This window comes from uncultured Streptococcus sp., from assembly GCF_963525625.1.
Classification (GTDB): Bacteria; Bacillota; Bacilli; order Lactobacillales; family Streptococcaceae; genus Streptococcus.
The window spans coordinates 17,798-36,600 of the sequence record NZ_CAURLD010000020.1 but is presented as its reverse complement, the minus strand read 5'-3'; the positions used below and the strand labels follow the sequence as shown (position 1 = coordinate 36,600).

Here is an 18,803-nt window from a genome sequence, read left to right as displayed (position 1 = left end):
TTCTCCTACCGATAACAATTTATTATCACTATACAAAATGACTAAATCAGTTTATAATAGCGTAATTATTGATAAAGGAGACATTCATGGATTACATTATTATTTCTACATACTTAGATTATTGCAAAACTCATAAACGTTTAAGCTCGCATACACTTCGTGCTTACAAAAATGATCTTATGCAGTTTTGCCATTCAGACCACGATTGTGTAGTAAGTTATATTGAATATTTGACAGATTCAACTATTAAAACCAATACTTTACGGCGAAAGATTGCAAGTCTAAAAGTCTTTTATAGCTACCTAATGACACAGAATCTCATCACTGAAAATCCATTTAATCAGTTACGTTTTCAATATCGAACAGAAAAAACACTACCTAAAATAATTCCTCATAATATTTTAAAAAATCTTTATGTCTATCTTAAGCAAAGAGTCATCACCTCTAAAACTAATTTTCAACGACAAAAGGCTGAAAGGAATCTCTTAATAGTTTCTTTGTTGCTTTCCACTGGCATTCGAATTTCCGAGCTTTGTCACATTCAAATAAAAAACATCAATCTTCAAAATCAAACACTCCACATTCTAGGAAAAGGGAAAAAAGAACGTATTATTTTTTTAGGCGATGAAACAACTGTTTTACTACTAAAAACATATCTAGCAAACTATTGCAAGCAATCAGATAAATATCTTTTTCCAGGAAAAATCTCTCAAAAGCCTCTGACAGAACAAAGCGTTCGTCTCGTCTTAAAAACAGTACGAGAACAAATGAATCTTGCTAATTCCATCACTCCTCATATGTTTAGGCATAGTTTTGCAACAATGCTGTTAGATAACGATGTGGATATTCGATATATTCAGCAGATACTTGGACATAGTTCCATCTCCATAACTCAAATTTATACTCATGTATCACAATCTAAACAAAAGGAAATATTGACTTCTTATAACCCTATTGCTTCTATTCATACCTAAAACTAAATTGTAGTTAAATCAAAATATTAATTTCAGTGCTAATTTTCGAAAAATGAGTACTCTAAAAAGGCATATACTCACGTGTTATCAAAACACTGAATGTATGCCTTTTACTGCTTTATAAGTTTTTCCTTAACTCAATATGTTTTATGCCAACCGATTTCTAATAACCTTTGCCACAAGTCCAAGGACAAGTAAAAGATTAAAAATGATATAGAAGGTAGTAAAACTCAAAATACCATTGGCCGCTAAATCTTCCACATAGAGGGTTCTTTCTGTAAAAAAGGGGTAAATCCCATAGACTTCTGTGAAAGCTAGAAATCCGATTAATCCAATGATAAATAAGCTTCCAAGCATCTTCGCAATCTGGTAGAGAACAATCAAAATCAGTCCTATTGCTACAATGATGAAAAGGCTTTGAATGATTTGTTCTATCATGTCTTACACCTCTTTCTACACTAATTGCTTGCGATAGTAGTCAGCCTGTCCCTTGTCTAGGTTATCAAGTTGAGCAACCAGATCAAGATAGCCTTCTTTTGTCACCTCATCTAAATCTGGAAAATCATTCTCACGAGTGGTAATGATAATGTCTAATTGACCAATGATTTCTCGCTTTGAAAAGCTGTAATCAAGGGTTTCATCTTCGTATTGTTCCTTTAAGGCTTGGTAGTTAGCTCGGTCTTCAGGGGTTGTAAAGCCTTGTGCTAGCCATTCTTCTAGTTGATAACGCATCGCTTCTACTGTTTGGGTCATGAGTTTGTTCTCCTTTGGTGATTTCTTGACTTCATTTTACCGCGTTCACTATTTTTTGTCAGCCTTTTTCTTAAAAATCAAGAGAAAGTTGTTGGTCGTGTTGCGGTTGGATCGTTTCATTGAACTTAGCTAGTGCTACATCTATTTCCTCAACCTCTGCTTCTTGTTCTACCAATGGGGCAAGGATGTCATATTTGGCTTTAACCATCTGATAATCCTCTTCTTTAGGAAAGACCTTTTCCACTTCAACCCTTGCAACTGCTAATTTATCTTTGAGGTTATTGGCCATTTCTTCTGTCTTTTCTTGATCCTCTAGGATATGGTCAATGGCATTAGTAATGCGTTGGATGGTTCCCACATCTGATTTCAAGTCTAAAGAGACAGAATACTGGTTGCTGCCTGAAATGGTTAAGGACACTATATCAGGCAAAGGCTCACTAGGGCTTCTGGTTGCCATTTTAAGCTCAAATCCTCTAAAGGTCGCAAGTGTTCTGACTTCTTTGGTTTCAGAACGGTTATAGGTAATGAGTTTGCGTAGATAGTCTCCGGCTTCTGCACGGTTATTCATTGTCTGATTGTCAAATCTCATGACAAAATCTAGGGATTTAGTTGCCAAGGATTGAGCAATATCACGGTCATACTGACTGAGACGTTTCTCTAAGATAGGGAGGTTCTGTTCACAGTAAGCAATGGTATGACGATACTCGTCTTTGGTGCGATGAAAGGCACGCTTTTGATTGCCTAAAACGGTCAACTCATTTTCTAGCTCCATTTTCAGTTTGAGATAAGGATTACCTGTTGCCAAAGCCTTAAAATCTGAAGCAGTCATGGTCTGTTCATCAATGTCTTCTGCCGACCGTACGGGGTCTTTAGAGGTCATGATTTGCGTGATGTATTTAAGCTTATTCTCCTGAGTCTGCCAGAGGTAGTTGTCGAAGCTCCCTTTGGTAATGTAATGGTAAATATCTACCTCTTGGTGCATATTACCCTGACGAATCAACCTACCGTTGCGTTGGACAATATCGCTTGGTCTCCAGGGAACGTCCAAATGATGGACAGCTTTCATACGTGATTGGACGTTTAAGCCTGTTCCACCTTTTTCCGTAGAAGCCATGAGAATTCGTACCTCTCCACTGTTGACCTTACGAGACAGAGAGTTTTTCTTCTCATCGGTATTAGCGTCATGGACAAAGGCAATTTCTTCTTTGGGAATCCCTCTATCCACTAAGAGGTTCTTCAGTTCATTGTAAACGTCAAACCCTTCTTCCTTACTTTTAGGGGTTCCAATATCTGAGAAAATCATCTGTGTAACCTTATCTCCATTACCCTCACGGTAAATCCGTTCCACGTTATCCACCACTTGCATAATCTTCTGATTGTCAGATAAGGTATAGGCTGGGTCAATGAGACGCATATCAATGGCTAATTTTCTAGCTTCCCCAGTAATCTTTAACATGTTATCCTCACTAGGATCAACGTTGCCTAACTTGATGGCGTCTGAACGGTCAACCAACTCTTCAAGGTAGTATTTCTGAGCTTCAGTGAGTTCGCTCTCCACCGCAATGACTTTGGCTTCAGGTATAGGTAAATCCAACATATCTGACGTTTGAATATCTGTTGTTTCCTTATAAATCCGCATGAGTTCAGGAAGGTTCACAAACTTCTTGAAGCGTTTCTTGGGTTGGTACTTATCCCCTGTTGGGGCTAATTCCATGGAATTTTCGATATTTCCGAAAGCACCCACCCACGAATCAAAGTTAGATACTTGATACCGTTCTAGGACATCTGGTTGAATATAGCTCATCATGGTGTAGAGTTCGCTAATAGAGTTTGAGACGGGTGTACCTGTCGCAAAAACCACGTTACGATAGCCATGTTCTCCCTGAACCTGTCTCACTTTCATCTCCATATCTACATTCTTTTTAGAGGTGGTATTGGTAATCCCTGCCACATTACCAAGTCCAGTAATGGGTCTAATGTTCTTAAAATGATGAGCTTCGTCCACAAAGAGAAAGTCAATGCCTAGGTTTTCAAATTCAATAAAGGTATCACGTTCCAGTTTTTGGAGTTCTTCCAATTGGTGTTCCAAGCCCTTGATGGAACGCTCTGCTTCTTTAACTGTATAATCACTATCACTGCCTTGTTTGATTTCTCGCAGTTGGTCTAGCTTATCTTGGATATAGGTGACCTGTTTTTCCTGACTCATGGGGATTTTTTCAAATTGGGAATCCCCAATGACAATGGCATCGTAGTCCCCTGTGATAATGCGTGACACAAATTGTTTGCGTTTGGCTTTCGCAAAATCTTTCTTGGTCGTTACGTAAACCTTCTTGGTTGGGAAGAACTTCATGATTTCTTGACCAAACTGAGCGGTTAAACTAGACGGCACCACATATAGAGGTTTATGTACCATACCGAGTTCTTTCAGCTTGAAGCCTGCCCCAAGCATGGTTAAGGTCTTACCTGAACCGACTTCATGGGCAAGTAGGGCTCGTTTTTCTTCCACAATCCGTTGAATAGCGTTCTTTTGGTGAGGGCGTAAGGAAATGTTCTGAGCAAGGCCATCAATGGTTAAATGACCACCATCATAGACTTTTGAGACCGTACGGTTATAGAGGCTATTATAGGTTTCTTCAATCATCTGTTGCACGTCTGGGTAACTGGCCACAAAGTCTTGGAAGAGTTCTTGAAGTTCAGTTTCCTTAGCCCGAAGAACAGTTGTTTTTTCAACGTCAGTCACATGCTTTTTCTTATCCCCATCTTCTACTTGTTTTGTGATCGTTGGTTGATTGGAATTAAGGAGGTTTTCAAAGATTTTACGACCACTATCATACCGAGACCCAGGAACACCTAAACTTCTATCCGTTGCGGTAGAATATCTGAAAGCAAATGGGGACTGGTAGGACATTGTACCATCAATTGGGCTAACTTCAAGAACGGTCGCTACTTCTTGGTCTGTGAGGTCAAAGGTTTTCCCCATAAAGGTTTCTTGGGCAAATTTCCCATAGACGGCTAAAGGAATCCATCGTGAGCCAATCCGATAATCAATATCAGCTAAGGTAACACGTGGCGGCTTCACGTCTTCTAAGAGGTTTTGATAGTGCTGCCATGGAAAATCCGAATTATTTTCTTTGATAAGCAAATCCACAACCTCTAACTTGGTGATTACATCACCTGATAAGAAATCCTGACGAGAAACATAAACCACTTCTCTATCTTTTAAATAGCGTTCTGGGTCTGGAATAATGGTATCTCCTAATTCTTCAATCAAAGTCGCTTTTGAGTCTATCTGATAAATAGACATCATGTAATCTAAATCTACTCCACGCCCATCTGCAAGACTAGAATTGAGTGCATCAAGAGCAGATGCTACTGCCGTCACTTCCTTTTCAGGACGAACTAGGGCTTTTTCAAAGGCAAGGGACTTAGTATAGATAACTGTTTTACCAGCTGGGTCAAGACTTTCATCCTCTAAACTTGCAAGCAGTGAATACTTATCATCACTATCAAAGAGGTTACGGTTCACAGCACTATTCACATATCCAAAGCGTTTGACAAAGCTATCATAGGTGCGGTTGAGTTTTCCTAGCAAGTGATTAAAGTCATCTCTGTCGTAATCATAGTAGCGCTGAATGGCAATAACATCTTGGTAAGCATTACGAATATCGACCATGCCTTTAATCCGTGCCACTTCTTTCTCAGATAAGGGAGCTTCATAGAAAACCGTCTTTTTGAAATAGCCCTTAAACTGCCCACGTTTGGTGGCTTCCTCAGTCACATAAACATCAAGAGCGGTGCTATCTGTGACTTTGAGGTCATTAAAGCGGTCAATCTGCTTTTGCGAATGCTTGGTATCCCAAGCCTGAAAGTTCCCCTCTTCATCCACATAATAGCTGATCTCCTCTGTCTTAGTCCCAACACGGATTCCCTTACTATCTCGGTAGTAAATCGTCGAATCCTTATAGCCAAAGCTATAACGGTCTAAGGTTTCTCTGATATCAGACGGAATCGAGGTATCAATGTTTTGTTTTGCCAGTACATCTGGATTGATGAAGATGTCAGAAAGGTCAACTTCCCTAGGAGGTTTAACCTGTTCAAGAGCAGTTTGAACATCTCCTATTAAGCTATCAGAATTGCCTTTCACAGAAAGTGTCCCACCGTTAAAGTTTCTAACCTCATAGCTTCCAAGAACCTGAGGATTATACTCCCCATCAAAGTAAGGATTGAGCCAAATACGGTCATCTTTGTCATAACGAATGGCACCTGAAAAAGCAATGTCATCTGCTTGATAGCCCTTGTCCACATGTTTCTGGAAGAACAACATATCCGTTGTGACACTCGTTCCTGCAATAGCCTTAAAGGCAGTATCTGGTAAACGGACGCCACCAAGAAAATCAGTTGTTTCACGAATATCTTGGAGAATGTTTTCTGTCCGTTTGTCCATGGTTCCTGTGGAGGAAATTATAGCGACTTGCCCACCATCATGCACCAAATCTAATGATTTTTTGACAAAGTAATCATGAATCATATAGGGTTTATCATAGCGATTATCCGCAATACGGATATTGGCAAAGGGTACATTTGAAAGAACCAAGTCAAAACTATTCTCATTAAAATTGACTGCTTCAAAGCTTCTCACCTCAATGTGGCTATTCGGATGAAGGTGTTTGGCAATAGCTCCTGTAATCGTGTCTAATTCAACACCATACAACTCACTATTTTTTCTCAAGTGTTCGGGCATTGCCGCAAAAAAATTCCCAGTCCCCATAGAAGGGTCTAGCACTCTTCCACCTGTAAAGCCATCACACTCTAGTTTATTCCACATCTCACGAATTAAGAGTGGGTCTGTGTAGTAGGCAGTTAAAGAGGACTGTTTCATGTCTGAGTATTCTTTATCTGTGACTAGCGTCTTTAATTCCTCACGTTCCTTAGAAAACTTAGGATTATACTCATCAAAGACCTCATTGGCTAGTCCTCCCCAGCCCACGTATTTGGCAAGGAGTTCTTGTTCACTTGGGGTTGCTTTGCGTTGTTCAACTTCAAGAGCTTTTACCAAACGAATGACAGCCACGTTCGTTTCAACCTTATCTCTAGTTGTCTTAGGGTAAAAGTTTGTCAGATCTTCTGGAAAGTGAAAATCAGTGGTTGGTGTCATCTCAATGACTTCAGAAAGCTCTGAATCAATCTCTTCTTCAAGAGTTTCAGATTTTTCCACTTCTCTTTCTATGACTGGTTCTTGAAAAACGTCTTCTTGGTTCTCATCATCTTCCATAAAGGAAAAGAGGTCTAATTCTTGGCTAGGTTGTTCCACTTCTTCTTTTTCTTCGACAGAAGGAAGATGGAGAGCCTGAGTGATCTCCTCTAATGTCCGTAGGAAAAGAACTGGATTTTGTTCAATCAGACTCGTGAAATCATTTCGTAGTTCAATCCGAATCAGGTTATTAACACCTGACTCTTCTATGGCAATCACCTTAAAGTCCTGTCCTTTGTAAGTCACCATGGAGTCAATCGGATAGCGTTTAAGGGCTTCCTCTACGATAGGATTTTGAGGGAGTGATTGAGTCATGATTTCAGGTTTTGTTTGTGAGATGTGTTCTCGCCATTCCCTAAAGGATAGGTCAGGTTGGGACAGTTTGTCCCTTTCAAAGGTTCTAGCTTCTTCAAGAGTAAGGTCTTCATGCAAGAAGGCGTAGGCAATGGGTCTTGCTTCTTCTAAGTCTAGCTGACTGGTCAAGAAAAATTCTGCCTTGTCATGCGTTAATCCCATCTGAAGCAATTCTGTCACAAGGGCTAATTGAGTGACGGTTGCCTTAGGATAGCCCCCTAATATGGCTAGGTCGGCATTAATCAAATGAAAACGCCCTGCAGCATCTATCAGTATCCCACGTTGCTGCTCATCAACGTCAGCTAAGTCTATCCCTAAACGAGTCAGTTTTTCGGTATTTTCAGCCAAAATGGTTTGACCCATTTCAGCTAAGATTACTTCTTCTTGAGGTGTTAGAGGACGTTGTAAGTCATAGGCTGTCCCATCTGCTTCTAAATAGGTTAATAGCTCATTGTCCTCATAGATTGGCGTCATTTCCATTTCATGGTCAAACTCCCCACGTCTCAGGTTTGGTAGCTTTGGACGGCTATTTCGCACTTGGTCAAAGTGACTTAATATCTCAAATTTTTGAGACAAGTTTAGATGTTCATAAGCTGGTAAATGTTCTGTTTGCCCTGTTCGTAAATCTAGTTGTGATAACTCTTCCTCATCAAGACTTGCGATTATGACAAGTCCTTCTTCACGAAAGGTGATGTCCTGAGAAGGTTCTGGAACTACTTTTTCTTCAACTACCTCTTCTCTTTCCTTTACCGTTTCCTGGGTGCTTATTAGTTCAGGTTCATAAGTGAGAAGAAACTGTTCAATATCACGGCTAATACGGTCAGACAAATTATTGGCCACTCGATAGACATTGACCAAATTAGCAGCTTTGCCTTTATCCAAAAGAGAAGCTACCGAAATGGACTGATAGGCGCCTTCTTGATCTAAGAGATGAAAGCGAGTGGCTAGGTTAAAGAGGGCTACCTCAATCACCAAGGCTTTCTCATCACTGTTTAACTGAGGTAACTTCTTTAAGCCAGCCTGACCAAAGGTCTGTGTGTAGCTGCTTAGGTCTGTTGCCTCGTCAAAGGGGCTCGCCTCTACAAAAGCAGAAACTTCTGTTTCAAAGCGAACCACTTGAACAGGTGAGGTGACTACTCCTCTTTGGGTTGTAAAATTTTGGATAAGGCTATCCCAATCCTCATCAAAATGGACTGCTTGATAGCGTAAAAAGGATTCCAAAAGAATCTGGTCACGTGGCAATCTTGCCCGCAACATTTCAAGTAATTGTTCTTGAGTCATATGTTCCTCCAATTAAAAAGGGGCTGAGAGGTATTCTCAGCCCATTGCTTTAGTCTAGGACCAAGGCGCTTTGGTCTTTTTCTTGTGGTAACTTATCCATTAAAGTTGTCACATACTGTTGTAAGAAATGGCTTTTCTGGTCTAACAAATCTTTCTGCAGGGCGAGATAGGTCACATCTCCAAAATAATCTTGACTCGTTAAAGACAACTCCTTTTGGATAATGTCCTGCAAGGTCTCTAAGGTGAGAGGCGAATAATCCTCCTCATTCAAAACCTCATACTGAGCAAGGGACTCAGAAATATTGTTGGACACAATCACTTCCATAATGAAACTAGCTCCCTCACCTGTTCGATAGAGTTTATCCAAGAGGTCCGTCACTTCTTCTTGAAGCTGTTCCTGATAACCGTCTGCTCTTAGGCGCAGGTCATCACTAACTAAAGACAAGTCATCAATGCCCATAAAGTCTTGATAGAGCGTATCAAGAAGTGACTTGTTTTTGATACTCAATTCCATGGCTAAAAAGGCTTTAACCATGTCTTTATAGTTTTCTCGTGCCATCTCAGAAAGAGTTCTAGAAATTGTGTCATAATTCCAAGCCATAGCTTCTCTCCTTACGCTGTTGAATTGGATTCAAGCCTTGTTGGACTTCTTCAAGGTCTGTCAGTCCGTCACTATCCGTATCACTGCTAAAAGGATTAGTCCCTAAAGCTAACTCTTGAGCATCCGTTAGGCCATCTTGGTCTGAATCCATTGTGTAAATGCTTTTAGGTTCCATCTAGTTGTCCTCCATTTTGCGTTTAGAAAGTCCGTAAGCTAGGCCAAAAAGAAGTCCTCCACCGACAAGCGCTAAGAGTGATTGACTCTCTCCTGTATTTGGTAAGACACTTGCTGGAACTGGTGCTTCTTGTGTTGGAATAGGTGGTTGAGGTGGTGTTGGTTGATTCGGAGTTGGTGGCCCTGGTTCAGGAGTAGTTGTTTTAACCGTGTTTGAACTGATGGTGTAGCCATTGACAGTATGTAATACGGTATTTTCTACTACACCTGAAGCGATTCGTTTCATTTGCACGTAAACATCTGCCTGAAACTCGGATTCTTCTGCTAGTTTTTCAAGGAATTCCTGATCAAAACTGATGGTAACCGTTCCTTTTGACGTGTCGACCTGTTGTAGCGTGTACTTGGTCACTTCTGTCCCTTTTGGTAAAACCGTTCCATCTTTAAGAGTGACATCCACCACAGTGTAAGCCTTGTAAACACCATTATAGTCGTCATGGATTTCATCGTAATCATCGTCAAAGCGGTATTCGATGAGTGGTGTCGCACGATTGCCTGGAATGAGTGCTCCCACCAAACGGTAGTTAAAGACCTGATTCAAGGCAACTTCTTTTCCATCAAGGCTTTTCTCCTTTTGTGATAAATCAATCACCACATCTTTTTGTGGGTCTAGTTTTGGCACATTATTGACCACTGTCTCTGTCACATAAGCCAAACCAAAGTCAATCTGATAAGCGGTGTTTTCATACTTCCCACCAGTCTTTGTCAGCTCATTCTTAATGGTCATTGGAAGGGTCACCACTAAGGTTTGACCAGTTTTAACATAAGCCTCGTAGAACGCTTTGGGATCTTCAGCACTTAAAACTTGAATGGCTCCTTTTGGTGTGAACTGACGTTTGGCCATAGCATCTTGAACCACTTTAGGCGCTTCTGACAATGAGGCATAGGCTTTCACCGAAATCCCTTTGACAAGATTTCCTGCCTTATCCATCACTTGAACACCATCTGCGTTTAGGATAAGCGCTTCTTCAGGGTAATCATCCACCATGTAAAAACCTTTGGCAAGAACATCATCGGTTACGACCAAGTCCTTGTACTGACTGTAATCAAGAACAATCTTATAATAATTGACGGTATTTGGAAGAACGGTCTTGCCATCAATAGACACGCCTTCTTTATTGGTATTAGTTTTATGTGGTGTTACTTTTGGCACGTGATTCGTTACCGTATTGGTTTCATAGGCTTGCCCAAAGTCTACTTGATAAGCCACATTGGCATAAGACTTGCCTGTATTTGCCATCTCCTCACGGACAGTCATAGGGGTGATGATGGTGATGTTTTGACCTTTCGTTACATAAGAATCATAGAAGGCTTGTGGATTTTCTGCCATAAAGACTTGGAAGGCTCCTTTAGGCGCAATCTTGCGTTTTGAAAGAGCTACTTGTAGTTTTTTAGGAGCTTCTGATAAGCTCGTATAAGTTTTTACCGTCACGCCTGTGACAGCTTTGCCATCAGTTGTCGTGAGTTGAATCGCTGTGTCATCTGGTAATACGGCTTCTTCAGGATAATCGTCCACAAAGTAAAACCCTTGTGCAATCTGATCTTTATCAGCCTTAATGCCTCGATATTGGTCTAAGTCCCATGACAAGGTATAGTGGTTTTGTGAACCGACCACCATCGGTTTTCCGTTAATATCCACCTTATCCTTATTCAGGTTTTGTTTCTTAGGTGATGGGCTTACAAGGATATTGGTCACCTCATCGGTTTCATAGCCATTGCCAAAATCCACTTGGTAGGCCTTGTTTCGATAAGTCTTCGTTTGACCATAGAGGCTGTCTTTGACCGTCATTTTGGTGACAAGGGTTAAGGAGGTTCCTGTTTTGACATACTGGTCATAGAAGGCTTGATTGTCATTAGGCATAAAGACTTGGAAAGCCCCTTTTGGAGAAATCTTAGCATGTGCAAATTTGTCTTGAAGATCTTTCGGAGCTTCTGACAGTGACGCATAAGTCTTAACGGCAATCCCTGATACAGCTTTGCCATCAGGAGTAGTGATACTTGTTCCCTTATCTACCAAGTCAAGAACTTCTTCTGGATAGTCATCCACAAAGAAGAAACCGCGTGCAATCGTTTCTTTAGAAGAAGTATCGTCCTTGTATTGGTCTAAATCCCACGTTAAGTGGTAATGGTTGATTGTGCCTAAAGCCACCACAGTATCGTTAATGACCACGCCATCTTCATTGTCATTGCGTTTTTGAGGAACAATACGGCTAGTGGTTGTCCCAGCACCAGGCGTACGCACCGTCACAACATTAGAAGTCACCGTATAGGCGTTTGGCGTTCCCTTATTGATGAGAAGCTGATAACTGTTGGAATAAGTTGCCCCATCATTTTGAAGACTACCATAGAGTTTAGGTGCTACTAGTTGGTAAGACATGGTAAGGTCTTGATTGATCTCTTGAAGTAAGGTTTCTTTGGCAGTTAGGGTCACAAAGTTCTTATCTTGGTCAAAAGTAAGGGTATAGTTTCTGTTTTCTGCTTGTGATTTTGCTTTGTCAAAGACATAACCTGCTGGAAGGTAATCTTCAAAGGTAAGGCTGGTAGTTTTCGCCCGATTGGGAGAAAAAGCGTCTACAGTTAAAGGGTAAATGACCGTAGAATCCTTTGCGACGGTTTTGTCATGAAGGTTCACTTGGTCGGTATTGACCACTTTTTTCATAATATCAGGAGTTGTTGTTAGACGATAGTCATGGTAATGAACCGTTAGCACTTGTGGTGCTTTTGGCAACGGTTCTGGCGCAGGTTCTTTAGGCAAGGTCACCTTAGTGAGGTTCAGATGAGCTTGTGTCACTTTTTCTAATGGTTTTTCCTTAAAGCTCACAGGTGGTTCTGGGGTAAAGGTCTTTGGCGTAAAGGTTTTTGGAACGACCTTAATCAGTTCTGGAATAGGGTCAAGTTTTGGTGTCACATGTGGTTTTGGACTATAAGGCTTGACGGTTCGTGCCACAGGTAAGGTGTTTAAGGCAAACCAATAAGAGAGCCCAACATTTTGAGGCATATCGCCCTGACCAAAGGTCACTGTGTAGATATTTCCTGATGTGACCGTTGACACAATTGCTCCCTTATAGGAATACTTACTATAAGAGGTATCCCACTCTTCAGGGAGCTTCAAATCACTGGCACGGTTTGAGCCAAGTGAACGAGCTAGACCTTCGGCTGTCACTTGAATGGTTGAACCATTGATAGGGACAAACTTGCCTGATGTGTCTTTCACATACTCTAATCCAATGTCATTGTGGTTGAGTGAGGAGTGAGTAAAGACACCAGGTTTCTCCTTGGTGAAGCTGACTTGAGAGCCATCTTCCAAGAAATACCTAGCTTTGACACGAAACTCCATCTTGTCTGTTCGCCAATTACCTGTTCCATCATTACGATAGGCAATAAAACCTTCTGTCGGGTCATTTGGTACAACTAACTGAACAGCATTTGTACCAGTTGGGGATATGAGATTGGTGATGTCATAAGCAACCTTTGTGATTTTCTTACCATCAAAGCTAGCATTTTTTAAATTCTGATAGGTAAAGGATAGGGTTTCTCCAGTTTTGAAGGTGTCATAGACGAAGAAACCAGTTGAATCTAGGATTTTAGAATAGCCTCCAAGCATAGCGTCCCCCTTCGCAATGATACGATTAGGGTTTCTAGTATCCGCTGAATGACGTGCTTGCGGTTCTCCATTGTTCAAATTGAGAGTCTGAGCAAGAGCTTGAGAGATGTAGCCCTCTTCTCCCTTTGAAATCTCAGCTAAATCACGTTTATAGCGATCCATTTCCTTGGCGTTGTAGGCATCAGTGGCTTCATTTTCTGTCTTAGCAGCTTCTTCCTTTTCCTTATTGCGTTTCGTGATAGCAGCAATCTCAGCTTCACGGTCTGTCACCAATTTCTGTTGGTTCTTATTGTAAGTATCCACAGCAGCTTGACCGACCTTATTTTCGTCATCTATCGCTTGTTGCCCTGCTTGATTGCGTTTAGTAATAGCTTCATTATCAGCCTTTGCTTTAGCAAGACCCGCTTCATTTTCCTTTTGTGTCGCTAAGTTCTTTGTGACAATGGCATCTGCGGCGTTTTTCTTTAATTTATATTCTGCAAGATTGTCCTTATTTTGCTTATCAATAGCAGTTACGAAAGAACGATAATCCTGATAGCCTGAAACCGTTGAACCATCCCCTGATGATACGGTTTGAGTTGTAATAGTCACGTTCGCAGACTTGTCTTGAGTCTTCACTTCTGAAACAGCGGTATCTACTGAACTGTTCAAGGCCTCTCCTGCTTTAGTGGCGTCTTTATGACTAGCAGCCAATGTAGCGTTCCCTTGTTCAACACGAGTTTTATCTTGTTCATAAGCAGCTTTATCTGCTTTATAGGTATTGGTCACCTGAGTGATGTTCTCAGCCTGTTTCGCAGCGTCTGCTTCTGCCTTATCCAATTGCTTACTGGTCTCACTCGCAGAAGTTGTGTTTCCCAAATCCATAGGCTTATCCTGAATGGTCGTAACCCCTTCAGCAGTAGCTTGATTGACCGCCTTTGTCACAACATCATGAGGAACAGTAACTGTGATAGCGCCATCTGATTGACCAGTTGAGGCAAGATTAGCGGTCTGTTCAGCAACTGGTGTGGGTTGGGCTTCGGGTAAATTGGTCGCAGGATTTTCCGTTAACTGAACGGTTTTATCTAGCGAAGGTGTTACCACTTCGTCAGCTTGTGCTACTTGGCCACCCCAAGCGACAACAGCTGTCACCATGGTCCCAAGAGCTACCGAACAAAGTGTCCGATACTTCTTACTTTTACGGAAGACATGCTTTTCTGCCTTTTCCTGATTGACTAAAAAGTGATGATGACATTGTTTGGTCATAAAAAAGTCCTTCTTTTCTTTTGATAAGTAGTAACAATCTGTCACTCTCTCCCCATCATAAAAAAGACGGCTTGATTTTGGTATCACATCAAAAAAAGGACAAAGAAAAAAGCTATCGGTAGCACTACCGATAACCTCTGAAAATTGCTTATAAATAAAAAATGGGAGGACTGACGCATCAGACCCTCCCAGACATGACTAGCACGCCCCAATTCGATAATATCATACTACCACTAAATTCATTTTTTGTCAATAAATTTACTTAATTGTTGAATCGACGTTTTTCTATTTGTACTGATAATTTTAAAGAAAATATCACGATTATCTAGGGATTTATCGAATCTTTCAACAATCTCATTAAATTGATTGATGTATTCAATAAGAATCCCTGAATCAAATTTTAGAAGGTTCAAAATCCAAATAAGTAAAATAAAATAATCCTCAATAAATACACAAGTGAATGTTAATAACCCTAAATCTTGTTTTATCTGTCTTTTTAGTGCTCTAGATACACCACTTGAGAAATTGGCATCAAAAATGGTACTATTGTGCATAGTAGCATTCCTTAATTCAATCAGAGAATTAACAACTAACTCAAGTGAATTCGACCTTTTAGGGATAATCGTAAAATCTTGATTCAATTTTTCACGACTTGATTTGACTAAACATCCTAAAAATCTACTAAATTGTCCTAAAGTAATAACTTCAAAATACGCCCAAAGAGGAATTTGATAGTCACTATCTAAATAATGTTTTATGACTTTATTCTTGTCCGAGTAATATTCAATTGTATCCAGTATATTTTGCTTTGTTTCATTATACTGTAGGAATTTCTTAGCATATTTCTCAGTGTCACCAGAATAATCTATGTAGCAAGCTAATTGATTATCTAATACATCTTCTATCCCACTACTAGATTCTGCAACTAATGAATCAATCGTTCTATTTTTTAATGCTGTCTCAACTAGCATTACAATAGGATAAAATAGGCCTTTTAGCTCCATATCAAACTGGTAGATTGCTACAATTTCCTTAAATGAAGTAATTGATAGCATACCACCTGAATTAGCTTTCTTAACAAATCTATATCGCTTATATCCATGATAATAGCCCATATTTAAGAGTGAGATAGAGTCGACATCATGAATATCTATTTTATGAATTTTCGAAATATGGTCAACTAAACCCGAAGAAGTCAAACCAGTTTTTGACTCTTTTTTAATTTTTTCAACATTTGTTTCCATTTGATAATCTTCAGTCACCTTTCACAATTATTATACCATATCACTAAGCGTATATTTAAAATTGAAAGATAGAATTTTTATCACAATATTTATAAAACAGAATAAGCTAACAAAAATATACTTGTTAACTTATTCTTTCTATTTTGTCGTATAGGCAAAGCTAATCGTGCTATCCACTCCTGATAATTTACGGAAGGTGTAGTTGGGATTGCCATTGTAGTTGGTCTCTGAGACAAGGAAAGAGCCATCTGGGTAAACCTTCTCGACAAACGACACGTGACCATAAGCGGCAGGTGTTCCATGAGCACCCCCCGCAAAGGAAACAATCGCTCCTGCTTTTGGGACCTTGCCTGTTTCACCACCAAGGCGTGCTGCTGTGGCTACCCAGTCTTGACCATTGCCCATGGCCCTGATTAGTTAAACCCAATCGAAAGCCTCCAATTCCTGCAAACAAATCTAAAAACTTCATGTCTCTCATTCCTTTCTGGCAAAAATAAAAGGACATTACTTCTTCTGTAACGCCCTTGCTTAATAATGATCTTCCATTTCTGGGGCAGTGATGACCTCAATAATGAGCCAAATCATTCCTAGTCCCAAAATCCCTAATAAAATCTACCAAAACATCTACTCACCTCCTTTTAGTTCGTTTAAGCGTTGTCCCTTGGTCCATTCGGCTAATATGCCATTAAAAACGTATTCCGCTATCGTTTCTGCCCTAGCCGCAAACCTCATGTGTTCCAAAGCATATTTGTAGCGGTGGTCAAAATGATTCATGGCATAGTCACTAGCTGCCTGTGATAATCCAGCTTGTCTCAACTGGTCATGAACCAGTCCCCAAATGTAATCTCTGTCATATCTTGTGACTTGTTCCACCTTACGATGAAAATGTTCATTTTCGCTTTTCTTACTTGTTAGATTTTCTGTCTCCTCCTCGTCCTCAATGACAGACTCACTCCCTTTAGTTTCACTATTATTAGTCTCACTAACTTCAGTCTCACTAGTGGCTGAATTTAAGACCAGCCCCGGCTGATTTTGACACCCCCCTAGTGTTTTTTGAACACTACCCCCGTCTGAATTTAAGACGGGGGTAGGTTCATGTTCTAGCTCCCCTAAGTAAATCTTATTAGCCAAGCGTCCTTTTTCACTGGAAGACTGTTGGACTTCATCTATCAAGCCATACTCACGTAATGTTTTCTTTATCGTCAGCAACTTTGACTTGGAACAACCAAGAAGTGTCATAAGTTTTGAGTTGGAATAAACCAAATAGATAGCCCCATCCTCATCTATCCAACCTCTACTCAAAGATAACTCCAAACGGTCTTTTAAGACAGCATAAGCTACTTTTACTTCAAGTTTCATGTCCTTATATCGGTCACTTTCAAATAAGAGTTTTGGGAGCTTATAGTAACGCTCTGATGTTTGGTAATGATTTGCGGTGATACGTTTCATGATTGTCCCTCCAACACTAATAAACCAACATTTCCTAACTCATCAAATTGAATTAGCCCTGACTCTTCCATTTCAGCAATTAACTGAGTTGCTTTCTCAATATTTATTCCCATGACAGCCATGAGATGGCACATCACGATTTGCCGTGATGACTGTTCTTCCTTTTGCATGCTTTTACTCCTGAAAATAAAAAGGCGAGAACACTTATTAAAATGTTCTCGTTGAGTTAATTTATTACTGACGTATCTCTTTTTTGTCTACGCAGTCGACATCCAAACAGACGTTCACATCAATATACTTTTTTTGCACCTTTTTTATGTCAAAATCACTCTTTTCAATAAAGACAAAATGCTTGAAAAAGTGCTTAAAATAAAGGATTTTTACCCTTTTCTTCGTTGTAGCAACACTACGCACTCCACGTGATGCGTTTGCGGAAATAAATCCACCGGCTGGACTTTCTTCAGTTCATAACCCAGCTCTTGATATAGTTTGATATCACGCGCCATGGTGGCGACATTGCAGGAGATATAAGTGATTTTCTTGGGCTCCATGCTAACGCTGGCTTTGATGAAGCTCTCGGTCAGGCCTTTTCGTGGTGGATCGACTAGGATAACATCCACTTGGATACCCTCTTTAAGCCAGTTTTGGATGGCTTCTTCAGCAGGAGCGCAGACATAGCTAGCATTGGTAATGCCGTTGATTTCTGCATTCTTTTGGCTATTTTCGACAGCTTCTGGGATCACTTCCACACCATAGACCTGCTTGACGTGTTTAGCAACAGAGAGCCCAATCGTTCCGATACCCGAGTAGGCATCGATAACCACATCATCTGCAGTCAGTTCGGCAAAGTCAATGGCTGTCTGATAGAGCTTTTCTGCCATTTCGGTATTGACTTGGTAAAAGGCGGGCGCAGCAATCTGGAAGTCATTTCCCAGCATCTGGTCGGTAATGTAGTCTTGGCCATAAAGCGTTCGCCAGTCTTTTCCGAAAATCACATTACCCGGCTGGTCGTTGATATTCTGCATGATGGACTTGATAGCTGGGAAGGCTTCTGTCAAGCGTTCCGTCATCTGCTCCACTCGGAATATCTTAGGTCGGGTTGTGACCAGAATTACCATGATTTCCCCTGAATAATGGCCACGGCGGACAACTAGATTGCGAATGAGTCCAGTCTTTTCTTGCTCATCGTAAGGTTTGAGGTCAAAACGACGCAGCAAATCACGTGTAAAAAGGATAACTTGATCAATAATTGGGTCCTGAATATAGAAATCTTCAATCGGCAGAAGATCATGGGAATTTTTCCGGAAAAATCCTGTTTCCAGCTGGCCATTGACACGGCGGACAGGCACTTGAGCCTTATTACGGTAACCCAGCGGCTGCTCCATACCAAGTGTCGGCGGTACCTCAACATCAGACAAACCAGCAATCTTATAGAGACTGTCCTTGACTTGCTTGCGTTTGAAGTCCAACTGAGCTGGATAGTTCAGATGCCCCAAGTCAGCAATCCCCGTACGAAGATAGGCCATATCAAGATTTTCATTCCGCTGGTCTGAAGTACGGAGAAATTCCTCCACTTTGCCAAAGCCGATTTTTTTGTTGACCTTGAGCACACGCATGCGGATGAGCTCACCCGGCAGGGCATTTTCCACGAAGAAAACCAGGCCTTCTGCCTTGGCAACTCCAGCTCCCTCGTGACTCAGATCCACGATTTCAACTTCAATCACATCATTCTTTTTTAACATATTTTTCTCTTTCTGCTTTATCGCTCTGCCATTTCCCAAAAGAAAAGGCAGAACATCGTCCTACCTTTCATTAT

Annotated in this window: 11 protein-coding genes and 2 pseudogenes; 1 reads left to right on the top strand and 12 read right to left on the bottom strand. The window is 40.7% G+C overall.

Annotated elements, in window-relative coordinates; all coding sequences use genetic code 11:
* The first annotated feature begins 86 nt into the window (after positions 1–86).
* The gene (locus RYK49_RS09750; protein ID WP_314865591.1) at positions 87–974 is read left to right on the top strand and encodes a tyrosine-type recombinase/integrase; all 888 of its coding nucleotides are present in this window, start codon (positions 87–89) and stop codon (positions 972–974) included.
* Between the two features lie 147 nt (positions 975–1,121).
* On the opposite strand, the gene RYK49_RS09745 is transcribed toward RYK49_RS09750, so the two are convergent.
* The 12 genes and pseudogenes from RYK49_RS09745 to rlmD form a co-directional block, all read right to left on the bottom strand.
* Positions 1,122–1,412, bottom strand: a complete 291-nt coding sequence (locus RYK49_RS09745) for a DUF5966 family protein (RefSeq protein ID WP_314865589.1) — start codon at positions 1,410–1,412, stop codon at positions 1,122–1,124.
* 15 nt (positions 1,413–1,427) lie between these two features.
* Positions 1,428–1,727, bottom strand: coding sequence for a DUF5962 family protein (locus RYK49_RS09740; protein ID WP_003094641.1), 300 nt, complete (start codon positions 1,725–1,727; stop codon positions 1,428–1,430).
* Between the two features lie 70 nt (positions 1,728–1,797).
* On the bottom strand, positions 1,798–8,613 hold the full coding sequence (locus RYK49_RS09735) for a DEAD/DEAH box helicase family protein (protein ID WP_314865587.1): 6,816 nt from the start codon (positions 8,611–8,613) through the stop codon (positions 1,798–1,800).
* Between the two features lie 49 nt (positions 8,614–8,662).
* The gene (locus RYK49_RS09730) at positions 8,663–9,214 is read right to left on the bottom strand and encodes a hypothetical protein (protein ID WP_000312517.1); all 552 of its coding nucleotides are present in this window, start codon (positions 9,212–9,214) and stop codon (positions 8,663–8,665) included.
* Positions 9,198–9,389: a thrombospondin type 3 repeat-containing protein gene (locus RYK49_RS09725; RefSeq protein ID WP_000433422.1), complete on the bottom strand. Its 192-nt coding sequence runs from the start codon at positions 9,387–9,389 to the stop codon at positions 9,198–9,200. Before RYK49_RS09725 ends, RYK49_RS09730 begins: the two co-directional genes overlap by 17 nt.
* A complete protein-coding gene (locus tag RYK49_RS09720) occupies positions 9,390–14,294 on the bottom strand; it encodes an SspB-related isopeptide-forming adhesin (RefSeq protein ID WP_314865583.1) in 4,905 nt (1,634 codons plus the stop codon).
* Between the two features lie 239 nt (positions 14,295–14,533).
* The gene (locus tag RYK49_RS09715) at positions 14,534–15,538 is read right to left on the bottom strand and encodes an Abi family protein (protein WP_314865582.1); all 1,005 of its coding nucleotides are present in this window, start codon (positions 15,536–15,538) and stop codon (positions 14,534–14,536) included.
* A gap of 138 nt (positions 15,539–15,676) precedes the next feature.
* Positions 15,677–15,955 (bottom strand): annotated as a pseudogene (locus RYK49_RS09710) (CHAP domain-containing protein); the annotation flags it as partial.
* A pseudogene (locus RYK49_RS11380) lies at positions 15,942–16,007 on the bottom strand (DNA cytosine methyltransferase); the annotation flags it as partial. The pseudogenes RYK49_RS09710 and RYK49_RS11380, both read right to left, overlap by 14 nt.
* 155 nt (positions 16,008–16,162) lie before the next feature.
* Positions 16,163–16,987 (bottom strand): replication initiator protein A, encoded by an 825-nt coding sequence (locus tag RYK49_RS09705; RefSeq protein WP_314831352.1) that lies wholly within the window; start codon positions 16,985–16,987, stop codon positions 16,163–16,165.
* Entirely contained in the window at positions 16,984–17,157 is a 174-nt protein-coding gene (locus tag RYK49_RS09700) for a hypothetical protein (RefSeq protein ID WP_125373568.1), read from the bottom strand. The genes RYK49_RS09705 and RYK49_RS09700 overlap by 4 nt, the downstream gene beginning before the upstream one ends.
* A gap of 210 nt (positions 17,158–17,367) precedes the next feature.
* The gene (gene rlmD / locus RYK49_RS09690; protein ID WP_314865580.1) at positions 17,368–18,729 is read right to left on the bottom strand and encodes a 23S rRNA (uracil(1939)-C(5))-methyltransferase RlmD; all 1,362 of its coding nucleotides are present in this window, start codon (positions 18,727–18,729) and stop codon (positions 17,368–17,370) included.
* Positions 18,730–18,803: the final 74 nt, after the last annotated feature.

Coding starts and splice junctions, on each gene's coding strand:
- RYK49_RS09750 (WP_314865591.1), top strand. CDS start 87: ATGGATTACATTATTATTTCTACATACTTAGATTATTGCAAAACTCAT.
- RYK49_RS09745 (WP_314865589.1), bottom strand. CDS start 1,412: ATGATAGAACAAATCATTCAAAGCCTTTTCATCATTGTAGCAATAGGA.
- RYK49_RS09740 (WP_003094641.1), bottom strand. CDS start 1,727: ATGACCCAAACAGTAGAAGCGATGCGTTATCAACTAGAAGAATGGCTA.
- RYK49_RS09735 (WP_314865587.1), bottom strand. CDS start 8,613: ATGACTCAAGAACAATTACTTGAAATGTTGCGGGCAAGATTGCCACGT.
- RYK49_RS09730 (WP_000312517.1), bottom strand. CDS start 9,214: ATGGCTTGGAATTATGACACAATTTCTAGAACTCTTTCTGAGATGGCA.
- RYK49_RS09725 (WP_000433422.1), bottom strand. CDS start 9,389: ATGGAACCTAAAAGCATTTACACAATGGATTCAGACCAAGATGGCCTA.
- RYK49_RS09720 (WP_314865583.1), bottom strand. CDS start 14,294: ATGACCAAACAATGTCATCATCACTTTTTAGTCAATCAGGAAAAGGCA.
- RYK49_RS09715 (WP_314865582.1), bottom strand. CDS start 15,538: ATGGAAACAAATGTTGAAAAAATTAAAAAAGAGTCAAAAACTGGTTTG.
- RYK49_RS09705 (WP_314831352.1), bottom strand. CDS start 16,987: ATGAAACGTATCACCGCAAATCATTACCAAACATCAGAGCGTTACTAT.
- RYK49_RS09700 (WP_125373568.1), bottom strand. CDS start 17,157: ATGCAAAAGGAAGAACAGTCATCACGGCAAATCGTGATGTGCCATCTC.
- rlmD (WP_314865580.1), bottom strand. CDS start 18,729: ATGTTAAAAAAGAATGATGTGATTGAAGTTGAAATCGTGGATCTGAGT.